Origin of the sequence: Aliidongia dinghuensis (assembly GCF_014643535.1) — a bacterium.
GTDB lineage: Bacteria > Pseudomonadota > Alphaproteobacteria > ATCC43930 > CGMCC-115725 > Aliidongia > Aliidongia dinghuensis.
Genome location: NZ_BMJQ01000009.1, coordinates 171,775 through 184,622, shown reverse-complemented (window position 1 = coordinate 184,622; position 12,848 = coordinate 171,775). Strand labels below are relative to the sequence as shown.

Sequence of the window (12,848 nt, the reverse complement as noted above, 5' to 3'; positions counted from 1 at the left end):
AAACCAAGGAGTGCCATCATGTCCCGTATCCATACCCCCGCCCTCGAGACCGCGACCGGCGCCAGCGCCGAAGTCTATGCCCAGCTGAAGAAGGCGATCGGCAGCGTGCCGAACACGTTTGCCGCGATCGGTGCCCATGGCCCGGTCGCCTTGAAGGCGGTGCTCGCCGCCGACGGCGTGCTCGCCTCGGGCAGCCTGAGCCGGCAGGACCAGGAGACGGTCAAGCTGATCGTGAGCGAGGTCACCGGCTGCGACTATTGCGTCGCCGCGCACACCATGCTCGGCAAGCTCACCGGCCTTAAGCCCGAAGTGCTGAAGCAGCTGCGTGCCGGCGGGCCGACCGGCGACGCCAAGCGCGACGCGCTTGCCCGCTTCGTCCGCACGCTCACCCGCACCAGCGGCACGATCAGCGATGCCGAGTTCCAGGCGATCAAGGCCGCCGGCTACACCGACGCGCAGCTGGTCGACATCAGCCTCGCCATCGCGCTGACCATCTTCACCAACGTCTTCAACCGCATCAACGACACCGACGTCGACTTTCCGGCCGTCGCCTGACGGCCGGCGTGCCGGTCGCGTGCGCTGCGGCAGCGCGCGCCGACCGGCGCCAAGGAGAAACCAGTCATGAACTCGCTCATCAAGGCCACGGCCCGCTCCGCTCTCGCCACGGGCGACCTCGACTATCACCTGATGCGCGCCGCGATGGTGCTCATCTTCGCGCTGTTCGGCTATCAGAAGTGGTTCGACTACGAGGCGCAGGTGCTGATCCCGTTCATCAGCAACGGCCCGTTCATCTTCTGGCTCGAGCCCGCCTTTGGCGTCCATGGCGCGAGTTATTTCCTCGGCGTCTCGGAGTGGCTGTTCGGCGCCTTGCTCCTGGCCGGCTTCTGGAGCCGCCCGCTCGGCATCCTCGGCGCCATCGGCTCGACCGGCACGTTCGTGATGACCGTCACCATCATCCCGTTTATCCCGAACGGCTGGGCCGCGGTCGGCTTCCCGGCGATGGCGATCAACAACGCCTTCCTCCTGAAGGACGTCGTCCTGCTCGCGGCTTCGCTCTACCTGCTGAAGCGGGACGTCGTGCGCCTCGCCGCCGAGGCGGCCTGAACCAAGCAAGTTTTGGCCGGTCGAGCGGTCAGCAACAAATCCAATGTTGACCGCCTCAGACCTGGCCAAAGCGGGCTTGGAAAAACCGAAAGGAAAGAGAAAATGGCAAGCAAATTCCTGACGATTATGAGCCTCGCTCTCATTGCGATCTCTATCGCGGCATGCAGCCAGGTCTCGCCGCAGGCAACGCAACAACACTTCGATTACCTGAAAAACAAGGCGGGCCCTCGATAAGCGATAGGCCGTCAACCACCGGTCAAGCGGGAGGGTACAAGACGTCTCCCTTCAGCCGCCTGATCCCTGTCCGGTTCCAGGGGCCCACTCCGGTTATCGCCAGAAGCCAATCGTCGGGTGCCGCTGTTCGCTAGCGGCGATAGAGCGTGATCTCTCCGCCTGGCCCGGACAGCAGTCCGGGTCTGTCGTCCAGATCGCTTTGCGGTATCGGGTAGGGGGCGGGCTGGATGCCGCAACCGGTGAGCTCGCCGCCCAGAAGCATGAGGAACGCTACGGCAAGGGCGCGTCGCATCATCAGAACCTCACCCGGGCGCCGGCCGTCACGATGTTGATGGCGTTGTAGCTGGCGAAGCTGCGGCTCAGCGTCTCGTGATGGCCCGCCACGAACAGCTCGAGCCCCGCGTCGTCGATCGTCTGCTCGAAGGCGATGCCATAGGAGCGCGCCGTGTCGCCGGCGAAGTTCAACTCGTCATTCTGGAGAAAATCGACGGCGAAGGCGCTCGAGCCGAAATCCCAGAACTTCGTGAGGTAGCCGAGCTTGCCGTAGTAGTAGACCGGCGTGATCGGCTTGCCGAGCGGATCGGTATATTTGACGTCACGCTGGCCGCCCGCGATGGTCAGATTGAAGCCGCTGGGCAGCAGTACCGAAGCCGAGCCGGAATATTGCTTCGATTCGTTTGCCGAAGCGTCGGCGATCGTCGTGGCCTGCAGGGGGCCGGTGCCGGGCGTCGTCAGGCCCGCGGCATAGCCGTAGGGATTGCTGGGGGCGGCGTGATTGCGGCCGTCGGCGTCGGCGAAGCCGAACGCGGCGGCGAACTTGGCGCCCTCCCAGGTTCCGGCATAGCGCAGCGCCACGTCGAAGGCGCCGCCGTCAACGAGCGAGGCGGAGAGCTGCAGGCCGTTCCAGACAGGCGTGTCGTAGCGGATCCGGTCGTCGCGCACCAGGCCGTCCATGAAGTTGTACACCGTGCCGACCGCCGGGCCGAAGGCGTTGGCCGGCGAGTTGATGAAGGTGCCCTTCGTCGTGCCCGGGATAAGCGCTGCGCCGCGCTGGCGGAACGCGAAGCCGCCGTCGATGTCGGCGACGTTGGGATAGGTCGCGATGAACGTGCCCGAGAGATCGTTCTCGGGCACCTGATAGCTCGCGGTCGAGCCGAAGCCGAGGCGCAGGCCGCCCCATTGCTTGTTCTGGAGATAGACCTCGACCTGTCGGGCGGTGAAGGTGCCGCCGGTATTGCTGGCCGTGGTGCCGCCGGTCGGCGTGAAGTTCGTGACCGAGCTCGGGCTGTCCTGGGTCAGGCTCGTGTTCGACGAGCTGTTCGGCGTCATCTGCGCCTCGAAATTGGCGCCGGCCGACGTGTTCTGATTGATCCGGCCCTCGGCGACAAAGCGCAGGCGGCTCGAGGAGATATTGTTGTCAACGTTCCGTACCGTCGAGCTCCGGCCGTCGTTGCCGTAGATCTCCATCCGGTCGACCTGGCCGGAGACGCTGAGCTTGAGCCGGTCGCCGCCGGAAGAAACCGGCGCCGCGGCCACCTTCGGCACGGCGTCGGGCGGCCCTGGCGCAAGAAGCGTATAGGGCGGCACGACCGAGATGCCGGGCAGATTGCCCGGATTCTGCGTGACGGGGGTGCCGGGGAGCGCCGGCGGCGCTGCCTGGGCAGCCTTCAATTGCGCCTGCAGGCTCTGAACCTGCTCGGTCAATGCCTCGATCCGCCGGGTGTTCTGTTCCTGCGCCGTCTTATTTTGCTCTTGCACCGCCTGAAGCTGCCGGAAGAGCGCGTTTATCTGTCCCGGGCTCGGCACAGTCTGCGCCAAAGCGGCTGGAACAATGGCAAAGAACGAACAGACGGCGAAGCCTCCCGCAATAGACGTGCTTTTTTTCATTTGGATCCCCGAGCGAAAGGGCTGTGCCAATTGCGTTTCTCACGCAGTGGACTCGGCGTTGCTTTCGCTGTTCTGAAGCAAGCATTACAGGCATCAGCTTAAGAAGCGGCCCGGGGCTTTGTAATGCTCGTATGGCTCAAGGATATGCCAATTCGTCTCAAGTTGAGGTCTTGGCTTGCGGCATTCGGTAGGTTTGTGCCGTGCGGACGGGACTGTCCGCCGCCTCCGGCTCAGACGGCGCCGAGACCGCCGTCGACCACGAGGTCGGCCCCGGCGACGCAGCTGCTCTCGTCCGATGCCAGGGACAGGACGGCCGCCTGCGGGCGTCGAGCGGCCAGGCTCCTAGTCGACGAGCGAACGCGGCGTTTCATCGCCGAAGATCAGTCGGTAGCCGCGGAACGTGTCCATGTATTCATGAATCCGGCGCACACGCGCGCCGTCCATTTCGAAGATCCAGCAATAGCGATTGTCATAGTCGCGCCCATTGATGGTTGGTCCCGTCAGCCGCTGCTCGAAAACGACGATGTCGCCTTCGGCGATCACCCGCGTGAAGTCGGACGTAAGGCCCTGCGGAAAGAGCCGGCGGAAATGCTCGATGAGAAAGGAGACGATGCCTTCGCGCGTTTCGAGCAAATCGGTCGCCAGCCCCAACGCAACCTGCGTCGCGTTGTGCTGGGGCGCGATCCAGGTGGCGTCTTCGGTCAGCACCGACCGGATGATGTCGGGATCACGGGAAGCGAAGGCCTTCCACACGCCGGCTGCCGATCCCTTGGCTGATGCCGTCATGTCGAACCCTCCTTCAAGATGGCCAATGCGCCGAAGAAAGCTGCGCCCCGCCGTCGCAGGCGCGTGAGCGGCGCAGAACCTATCTAACCATCGCGGGCAAAGGGCTGGCCGGCGGAAATCGGCCGCGATCATCTCGAGCCGGCTGCCTCACGCATCCTCGCTCGGCGCAAGCCGGCGTGACGGATCGAACTCGCCCGTCAGTTTGGCGACGATGATCGCGGCTACGGTGTTGCCGATCACGTTGCAGGTGGCGACCGCGATCGACATGAAGCGATAGACCCCGAAGATCAGCGCCAGCCCCTCGATCGGCAGGATGCCGGTGGTGGTCACGGTCGCGGCGAACACCACGAACGTTCCGCCCGAGACGGTCGCAGCCCCTTTGGACGTGAGCAGCATGATGCCGAGGATGCCGAGCTCCTGTTCCCAGCTCAGCGGCACGTTGTAGGCATTGGCGAGGAACACGACGCAAAGCGACATGAAGAGCGAGGTGCCGTCGAGATTGAAGGCATAGCCCGTCGGCAGGACCAATCCGACCGCCTGCTTGGAGGCGCCATAGGCCGGCAGCTTTTCCAGGAGCCTCGGCAGGACGCTCTCGGATGAGGCGGTGCCGAGAAGAATGAAGATCTCGTCCCGGATGTATCGCAGCAGGTGGAACAGATTGATCCTGAAGAGCCCGCAGACGGCGCCCAGCACCACCACGATGAACAGGGCGACGAGCGCAAAGAAAGCGACGACGAGATAGGCGAGCGAGATCAGCACGGCGGTGCCGTTCGCGCCGACTGCATAAGCGACCGCGCCGAACGTGCCGATCGGAGCCAGCTTCATGATTACATGGATGAATTCGAAGAGCGCCGTCGAGATGGTATTGATGCCGCGCTCGATCGGCGCGCGCTTCTCGGGCTTCAGCGCCATCAGCCCGAAGCCGAACAGCAGCGAGATGACGAGGACCTGCAGCAGCTCGCCGCGCGCGAAGGCGCCGATGAAATTGTCCGGAAAGATATTGAGGAGGAACTGCTCGAACGTCGTGTGGGAGCTTTTGGCCGCCTGCACGGCCGCAGCGGCACCCTTGGCGGCACCGTCGGAGGCGGCAAGCCGGCCGAGGTTCCGGCCGATGCCCAGCAGGTTGCCGAACACCAGGCCAAGGGCGAGTGCCATCGTCGACACGATCTCGAAATAGACGATGGCGATCAGGCCGACCTTGCCAACCCGTTTGACATCGCCCGCCGCAGTAATGCCGACCACGACGGTGAGGAAAACCAGCGGGGCGACTGCTGTCTTGATCAGGCGCAGAAAGATGTCGCCCAGGACCTTGAGTGACGTCGCGAACTCGGGCCAGATCAACCCGATGCCGACGCCCAGCACCATGCTGACGGCGACCTGAAAGCCGAGGTTGCGCCAGATCGATGCCTTGGGTGACGTGTCTTCGCCGGCAGCGGGCGCGCGGCTTTCCGTTGTGGCCATGGCCATGTCTTCCTCCCCAGCAATGTTTGGTTCGCGCACGGGCGGTGCTCTTGCGGCGCCTCGGCAGTCCGTGCTCACGCGTAGATGAAGGTTGGGCAGCGCTCAGCGCGCCCCGGTCGGCGGGTGGCCGAGAACGCGGTCGATCATCTCGCCGCAGAGGCCCAGGTAGTTGGCGGGGTCGCAGCGACGGCGGACGACGTCTACACCGCCCAGCGCGTCCACGACCTCCGGCACGTCGGCCAGGATTGCCGCGAGGGTGCCGCCGCTTTCGATCGCCTTGCGGCAGGCGTCGTACACGACGTCGTGGGCATGCTGGCGGCCGAGCCTGGGGGCGGCGGCCATCATGACGGCCTCAGCCACGATCAGGCCGTGGGTCAGGCCGAGATTGGCGCGCATGCGGTCCTCATGGACCACCAGGCCGGCGAGCATGAACTTCGCGTTGGCAAGGGCTGATGCCGTGAGCAGGAAACTCTCCGGCAGTGCCACCCATTCGAGATGCCAGGGGCCGGTCGCCCGCTCGAAGTCGTGGATCATGCCGTCGAGCATGGTCGCGACGTGCTGGCGCACGGCCTTTGCGGCCGCGAGCATCAACTCGCTCGAGATCGGATTGCGCTTCTGCGGCATCGTCGAGGAAGCGCCGCGGCCGGGCACGAAGGGTTCGGAGACTTCGCCGAACTCGGTCGCCGACATCAGCATGACGTCGGTTGCGATCTTGCCGAGCGTGCCGGTAATGAGGCCGAGCAGCGTCACCGCCTCCGCAATGCCGTCGCGGGCCACGTGCCAGGTGATCGGCGGCTGAGCGAGGCCGAGCTCGTCGCAAAACAGCTTTTGGACATCGAGGCCGCCCTCGCCGAGGGAGGCAAGCGTACCGGCTGCGCCCGAAAACTCGCCGACCAGCACACGCGGCAGTGCCTCGGCGACGCGCTCGATGTGGCGATCGATCGAGGCGAGCCACACGGCTGCCTTGTAGCCGAACGTGATGGGCAGCGCTTGCTGCAGATGGGTCCGGCCGGCCATCGGCGTGTCGCGATGCTTCCGCGCCATGTCGGCGAGGATCGTGCGGACCTCTTTCAGGTCACGGTCGACGATGCCGAGAGCGTCCCGGATCTGGAGCACGTTGGCCGTGTCCATGATGTCCTGGGTCGTGGCACCCCAATGGACGTAGCGGCCGGCTTCACCCGCGGCGGCGGCCAGCTGATGGACGAGCGGCAGGATCGGATATCCCACGATTTCCGTTTCGTGGCGCAGCTTCTCGTAGTCGATGACGACGGACCGCGAGGCGGCGTCGATCGCGGCCGCCGCCTCGTGCGGCACGATGCCCGCCCGGGCTTGCGCGCGAGCGAGCGCCGCCTCGGCCTCGAGATAGCGCGAGACCAGCGCTTCGTCCGTGAAGACGGCCCGCATCTCGGGCGTCCCGAACATGTCGCGGAACAGCGCGGAATCGAAAACTGTGCTGCCGGTCATGTCCGTTTTCCTATCTCCATTATGTTCGAACATAAATTATGTACGAACATAATGGAGAGTCAAGCATGCTTGACGGTGTGGCCCGGGACGCGGTTTTGATGGGGTGGGGCGCGAGGGGGAGCCGTTGGAAACGAGATACGCGATTGTTGCCAGGGCCTTGAGCGAGGCGATCGGCAAGGGGCGCTACCCCGTGGGCTCGGTGCTGCCCAATGAACTGGAGCTCGCCGCGGAATTCGGCGTCAGCCGCTCGACCATTCGGGCCGCCATGCGGGAGCTGCAGGCGTCGGGTCTGGTGAGCCGCAAGAAGAGCGCCGGCACGCGAGTCGAGGCGACGCGCCCGGGGGCAGGGCGCGGCGAGTTCACCCAAGCGCTCTCGTCGATCGAAGCGATCCAGCAGTTCGGTTTCGAGACGGTGCGCGACGTCCAGTCGATCGACGAGGTGGTGGCGGACGACGCGCTGGCGAGGAAGCTCGGCTGCAAGCCCGGCAGCAGCTGGCTCAAGGTCTCGAGCCTCCGGCGCCTGCCGGACAGGCCGGATACGCTCCCGATCTGCTGGACCGACGTCTATATCGCCGCTTCGATCGCTGCCGAGATCAGGGGGCGGATCGGAACCTATCGAGGGATCTTCGGCACGCTGATCGAGGAGACGACGGGCCGCCGCATCGTCGAGATCCGCCAGGATATCGCCGCCGCCGGCGTTCCGGAGGCCTTGGCGAAGCCGCTCAGGGCGCCCGCCGGCGATCATGCGCTGGAAATCCGGCGGCAGTATTTCCTCAGCCCCAGCACCCTGATCGAAATCACGGTCAGCGTGCATCCTGCCGATCGCTTCAGCTACAGCACCCGTCTCAAGCGGCAGGAACCGATCTAGCGCCCGACGCGAATGTTTGCTTAAGCAGGCTCCTATCCAAAGGCTGACAGCCTCAGACCGGAACGCGCACGGGCGTTGGTTTGCAGACGTTCCGTACCATCATACCGTTATTTAATTGACATGACTAAACTGGAAGTGTAGCGTGGCACGCTCAACAGTATCGATACGGAGAGTGCCATGCGTATCTTCGTAGCGACCTTCATTGTTCTTGCTTCGTTGATTTTTGCGCCGTTCGCGCTTGCGAAAGGCTCGTGCTGCTACCATCCGCCCGCTCGCGTCTATGTCACGGGGCCGACAAGTTTCCCGGGCGTTGTCCAACCGGGTCAAACGGCCACCCTCAATGTGGGCATCGTCGTCAGTGGCGGGGCTTTGACCAGTGTCTCGGTGGCGCCCGGCGGCGCCTTCACGCTGGTTTCGACGGATTGCAGCACCGCGGCCCGCACCCAATGCACGGCCGTGGTTGCCTTCAAGCCAGCGCTCGGCGGCAACTATTCAGGCGCCATCACTGGCTACGCGGTCGGCCCTTACGGCAAAGGCAACGCGACTGCTGCCTTGTCTGGGGCAGGTTATGGTGAGAACTATGCCTGGGACCCGCCGCTTTCTCTCAGCGTCGCCGCCGGCACAAGGGGATCCGTGCAGCTGGCGCTGCATAGCACGGGCCAGACGCCATTGATTGTCACCTCCGTGAATCTGAGCCAGGCTGGCGCTTATCTGGCGCTTGGCCCAAACGGCTGCGTCGCCAAGCCGATCGCTCCCGGTGCCAGCTGTCTTGTCACGATCGACTATGACGCCTCTGTGGTAGAGAGCGAGGCAACTTCGTACCCGATGTACGGGACCCTGTCGGTCGTCACGCCGGCCACGGCAACGAGCGCCCATGGGACCGTGGACATCACGGCAATCGTGCCTCAAGGCGAAGGCGATTGATCCCACCGCCCCTGCCGGCGAAGAAGTGTCATGCGATGTTCGATGCCCACGAACCTTCTTCGGCCGGCCGGACCGCGGGACCCTGGATCAGCCACATGCTGTTGCCAGGCTAATAGACGCAGCTGCGTGTCGCCCAGCCGGTTGAAAGATGGCGGTTTCTTCGCGGGCGTCTCGGCCTGCACCTACAACTGCGAGAAGCCGCCGTCGACGACCAGCTCGGCACCCAGCATGTACCGGGATGCATCGCTCGCGAGGAACAGCGCCGCCTCGGCGATATCGCTAGGCTCGCCCAGCCGTCGGAGCGGGATGCGCGAGGCAATGCGGTCCTTGCCGGCTTGGACCTGGTCCGGCGTGCTGCCGCCCCGGGCGTGGATCGGCGTATCGATCGCGCCTGGGCTGACCGCGTTCACGCGGATCTTGCGGTCGAGCAGCTCAGCCGACCAGGTACGGGCCAGCGACCGCACGGCGGCCTTCGACGCCGACAGCATCGAGAGACCCGGCGTGCCGACTTCGTTGAGCCACGACGTGTTGAGGATGACCGAGGCGCCCTCGCGCAGGATCGGTGAAACGGCCTGCATCGAGAAGAAGACGCCCTTGACGTTGATATCCATGAGCTCGTCGTAGCGGGCCTCATCGGTCCCGGAGAGCGGGGTGGCGAATGCGACGCCCGCGTTGGCAAAGAAGATGTCGAGTCCGCCGAACGCGCCGGCGACCTGGCGGCTCATGCCCTGCATCGCTTCGCGCGAGCGCACGTCGGCCACGATCGTGATCGCCGTGTCACCCAGGTGGGCTTTCGCCTGCATTAACCGGGCTTCTTCCCGGCCAGTGATCGCCACGCGCGCGCCCTCGCGCGCAAAAAGCGCCGCGGCCGCCAGCCCGATGCCGCTCGCGCCACCCGTGATCAGCGCTGTCTTGCCACTCAACTTCATGTCGTCACTCCTTGGCTGGAATCGGGGATGAGGAACGGATGATCTCTGGCGACGTCAGCGCCGCCACGCCTTGGCCGGCAGCCTCGACCGCCCCGGCCACATAGCCCGGGAAGCGAGGGGACCACTCGCTTGCGATGCCGACGATGCGGCCGCGCCAGATGCCATGGCGTGGGCTGGGCTCCGGTGCGTCAGCGTGAGAGGAATCCGCGTGCAGATCGGCGACGGTCGCCGTGTAGGGATCGCCGGCCCAGTCCTTCAGCAGCTCCGCTTTCGGCATAGCGGCGCTTGCCCCGAACAGTCGCGCGAGCTGAGCGCGGCAATGCACGCGCAACATGTCTTCGCTGGCGCGCCTGCGCGTCTCGGAGGCAATCCCGAAGAACCCGAACAACGCGGCATCGCCGCCGGGCGCCGACGCGTCATGAATCTCGGCGAGCGGCCCCACCATGCTCCGGGCTTCGCCCGAGAGCCCTTGGTCACGCCAGAATGGTGCGTCGTAGATCGCGACATATTTCGCATGGGGCGCCATCCATGTGCCAGTTTGCCGCCACGCGAGCGCGAGAGCGTCCGGCAACGACGGCATGAATTCAATTGTCGCCGTGGCGAGGCGCGGCGGCACGGCGAGCAGGACGTGAGCGACGCGATAGGTCGCACCGCGTCCGCCGGCATCTTCGGTGTCCAGCGCAATGTCGGTCCCGGTGTGCCGGATGGTCCGCACGCGTTGCCCACGCATCAGGCGCGTCGACTTGAGGCGGCGTCGAATTGCATCGACCAGTGCGCCCATGCCGCCCGCGATGCGCATGGAGGCAGGCGACGAGAGATAGCCGCGGACACGGCTCGGCGCACCGAGTTCGGACCGGTCGACGAGCATGTCGCCCGCTTCGTACTGCTCGAAGGCGTCAAGCCCGAGGTTGCTGACGAGGGCGGCCAGCTCGGGCTGCAGTGCTGGCCAGAACCAGGTGGCGCCCAGGTCGAAGCACCCGGCGGTTGGCTGCTCGCCGTCGACCTCTGCGCCCACCGCCTCGGAACGAATCCGGCCGCCGAACATCTCCCGCGCTTCCAGCAGGACATAGTCGTCGATGCCCTGTTCCTCGAGCAGCGCCGCGGCCCAGAGGCCGCTCAGGCCACCGCCGACGATCCCAAACCGTGCGGTCAGCATGCGGGCGGCACCGGCTGGGTACGCAGGTGGCCGGTTTTCAGGTAGATCGTGACCCCGCTGGTCCCAGCGATGAAGGCGGGGTCCTCGCCCGCCGGAAGGCGGATCCAGCTGCCGCGGCGGTAGATCTGGTCTTCCTCGCGCAACTCGCCATCCAGCACCAACATTTCGGCGCCGTCGACGCGACCGGCGAAAATCCTCGCGCTGGCAGCGACGCGCTCGAGGGCGACCTGTTCGTCGGCTCCGGAGAATAGCGGGCAGACCTCACGATCTCGCTGCCTCGTCCATCGGGACGGATCGTGCGTGTTTACGCGGACGAACTCGCTTTCGCTGGCCGGCATCTGCCAGAGCTTCACGAAGATCGTCGTGCCGTCCTCGCTGGACGGCCGATGGGACGACCTCGGCGGATTGCGCAGATACCACCCGGCGGGATAGTCGCGCTCGCCTTCGGAAAAGGTGCCGGAAAGAACCAACACCTCCTCACCGCCCGGGTGCATGTGAGGCGGAAAATGCGACGCTTTCGCGTATCGCACGATGCTGGTTGCTCGCGCTTTTTCATCCCCAAGACGGTCAAGCATCACGCGTTCGACGCCGCCTTGCGGGGAGGCAACCCATCGATACTCATCGGGCGTAACGATGGCGCGCCGCGAAAAGTCTGAATTGACAAGCATGCCCTTCCTTCCAGAACACGGACGAGGATGGGGCCGGCCACCGACACGTCGTACAAGGGCGGCCCCCATCGCGATCTGAGGCACGTCTCGGTCCGGATGAACCGCGACCGGTCCTGCGACCTCAGTCTTGTCTGTCACGACATATGAGGCGGCAGAGCGTCCCCTCGCAAACGCGAAGATCTTTGGAGCCTTTAAAGGAAATCTTTTCCAATCCCTGTCGGGCCGACGGGGCTCGATTTAGAAGCCGTGCTGGGGGAGGGGGCTATTTTGCGCTGCTTCGTCGAAGAGCCAGCCCCGAAACGCCAACAGCCGGGGCAGCGTCGCGCATTCGGGGCGATAGACCACGTAGTAGGCAAGCGCCGCCGCCAATTCGACCTCTGGAAACAGCCGCACCAGCCGACTTGCCGCCAAGTCGTCGCGCGCCATGATGCTGCGCGCCAGCGCTACGCCATGCCCGTCGATCGCCGCCTGCAGGACGGCCGCTGAATTGTTGACGCGCAGCCCGCGCTTGGGGGAAATCTCTTTTACGCCCGCTCGCTCCAGCCAGGTGTCCCACGTCGCGAAGCCAGCGCGGGAATCGACCGACAGATCATGGATCAGGGTCTCGTTCGCCAGGTCCGCCGGCGAGCGTAGCCGCCGGCTCTTGCCCAAAAGTGCTGGAGAGCAGACCGGATAGACCTCTTCCTCCATCAGCTTTTCCGCCGTCAGGCCAGGCCAGGTTCCGGCGCCGTAGCGCACGCCGATGTCGATGCCCTGCGCCGGGAAATCGAGCAGCTTGAGGCTGGTATCGAGCCGGACGTCGGTATCCGGCCAAGCGGCCTGAAACCGATCGAGCCGCGGCAGCAGCCACTTCGCAGCAAAGGCGGGGCTCACCGTCACGGTCAGCAGGCCGTTCGCGGATCCCTCTTTCAACTTGGCCAGGCCGAGGCTCAAGCGGTCGAACCCCGCCCGGATATCGGGCATCGCTCGAAGAGCTGTCTCGGTCAGGACGAGCCTGGCTCGTCCGCTGGTGCCTCGATGAAACAACGGAGTGCCAAGCCACTCCTCGAGGCTGCGTACGAGCTGGCCGACGGCTGCCGAGGTCACGTTCAGTTCTGCGGCAGCGGCAGAGAAGCTCTCATGCCGGGCGCTGGCCTCGAAGGCGCGCAGTGCGTTGAGGTAGACGGGCGACTTCATGAGAAGAAAAGAATTTCTTTAGCTGGAGCGCGAGCCTTCAGATTCGCCGGGTGCGCTATCCCTGTCAATTCTGGCAATCTGGCAAACCTCCGGAACGCCTGCAGCCATGCCCGAAAGCAGTCGATCGGCTTTCGGGCAGACCCGACATTGGAGCCCCAAATCGCACCGAAACGGGCGCGTTAGGTATCATA

Annotated in this window: 13 protein-coding genes; 4 read left to right on the top strand and 9 right to left on the bottom strand. The window is 65.2% G+C overall.

The genetic code is table 11. The features are described 5' to 3' along the window. The first annotated feature begins 18 nt into the window (after positions 1-18). Complete coding sequence (locus tag IEY58_RS18105) at positions 19-555, top strand: carboxymuconolactone decarboxylase family protein (protein ID WP_189048294.1); 537 nt, start codon at positions 19-21, stop codon at positions 553-555. Positions 556-621: 66 nt separating this feature from the next. Beyond that, entirely contained in the window at positions 622-1,104 is a 483-nt protein-coding gene (locus IEY58_RS18100) for a YkgB family protein (protein ID WP_189048293.1), read from the top strand. 364 nt (positions 1,105-1,468) lie between these two features. Here IEY58_RS18100 and IEY58_RS18095 read toward each other — a convergent pair whose 3' ends face one another. The 5 genes from IEY58_RS18095 to pcaB form a co-directional block, all read right to left on the bottom strand. Continuing rightward, on the bottom strand, positions 1,469-1,633 hold the full coding sequence (locus tag IEY58_RS18095; protein ID WP_189048291.1) for a hypothetical protein: 165 nt from the start codon (positions 1,631-1,633) through the stop codon (positions 1,469-1,471). Beyond that, on the bottom strand, positions 1,633-3,042 hold the full coding sequence (locus IEY58_RS18090) for a hypothetical protein (protein ID WP_189048289.1): 1,410 nt from the start codon (positions 3,040-3,042) through the stop codon (positions 1,633-1,635). Before IEY58_RS18090 ends, IEY58_RS18095 begins: the two co-directional genes overlap by 1 nt. 525 nt (positions 3,043-3,567) lie before the next feature. Further along, a complete protein-coding gene (locus tag IEY58_RS18085) occupies positions 3,568-4,011 on the bottom strand; it encodes a nuclear transport factor 2 family protein (RefSeq protein ID WP_189048287.1) in 444 nt (147 codons plus the stop codon). 147 nt (positions 4,012-4,158) lie between these two features. Continuing rightward, on the bottom strand, positions 4,159-5,478 hold the full coding sequence (locus IEY58_RS18080; protein ID WP_229743802.1) for a cation:dicarboxylate symporter family transporter: 1,320 nt from the start codon (positions 5,476-5,478) through the stop codon (positions 4,159-4,161). 96 nt (positions 5,479-5,574) lie between these two features. Beyond that, complete coding sequence (pcaB, locus tag IEY58_RS18075) at positions 5,575-6,936, bottom strand: 3-carboxy-cis,cis-muconate cycloisomerase (RefSeq protein ID WP_189048285.1); 1,362 nt, start codon at positions 6,934-6,936, stop codon at positions 5,575-5,577. A 124-nt stretch (positions 6,937-7,060) separates the two neighbouring features. Between pcaB and IEY58_RS18070 the strand changes: the two genes are divergently transcribed. Continuing rightward, on the top strand, positions 7,061-7,804 hold the full coding sequence (locus IEY58_RS18070; protein WP_189048283.1) for a GntR family transcriptional regulator: 744 nt from the start codon (positions 7,061-7,063) through the stop codon (positions 7,802-7,804). A gap of 177 nt (positions 7,805-7,981) precedes the next feature. Further along, on the top strand, positions 7,982-8,728 hold the full coding sequence (locus IEY58_RS18065) for a hypothetical protein (protein WP_189048281.1): 747 nt from the start codon (positions 7,982-7,984) through the stop codon (positions 8,726-8,728). Between the two features lie 182 nt (positions 8,729-8,910). Here IEY58_RS18065 and IEY58_RS18060 read toward each other — a convergent pair whose 3' ends face one another. The 4 genes from IEY58_RS18060 to gcvA form a co-directional block, all read right to left on the bottom strand. Beyond that, entirely contained in the window at positions 8,911-9,657 is a 747-nt protein-coding gene (locus IEY58_RS18060) for an SDR family oxidoreductase (RefSeq protein WP_189048279.1), read from the bottom strand. Between the two features lie 4 nt (positions 9,658-9,661). Beyond that, positions 9,662-10,813, bottom strand: a complete 1,152-nt coding sequence (locus IEY58_RS18055) for a flavin monoamine oxidase family protein (RefSeq protein WP_189048277.1) — start codon at positions 10,811-10,813, stop codon at positions 9,662-9,664. Next, on the bottom strand, positions 10,807-11,481 hold the full coding sequence (locus IEY58_RS18050) for a cupin domain-containing protein (RefSeq protein ID WP_189048275.1): 675 nt from the start codon (positions 11,479-11,481) through the stop codon (positions 10,807-10,809). Before IEY58_RS18050 ends, IEY58_RS18055 begins: the two co-directional genes overlap by 7 nt. A gap of 237 nt (positions 11,482-11,718) precedes the next feature. Continuing rightward, positions 11,719-12,657 (bottom strand): transcriptional regulator GcvA, encoded by a 939-nt coding sequence (gene gcvA, locus IEY58_RS18045; protein ID WP_189048273.1) that lies wholly within the window; start codon positions 12,655-12,657, stop codon positions 11,719-11,721. Positions 12,658-12,848 lie beyond the last annotated feature (191 nt).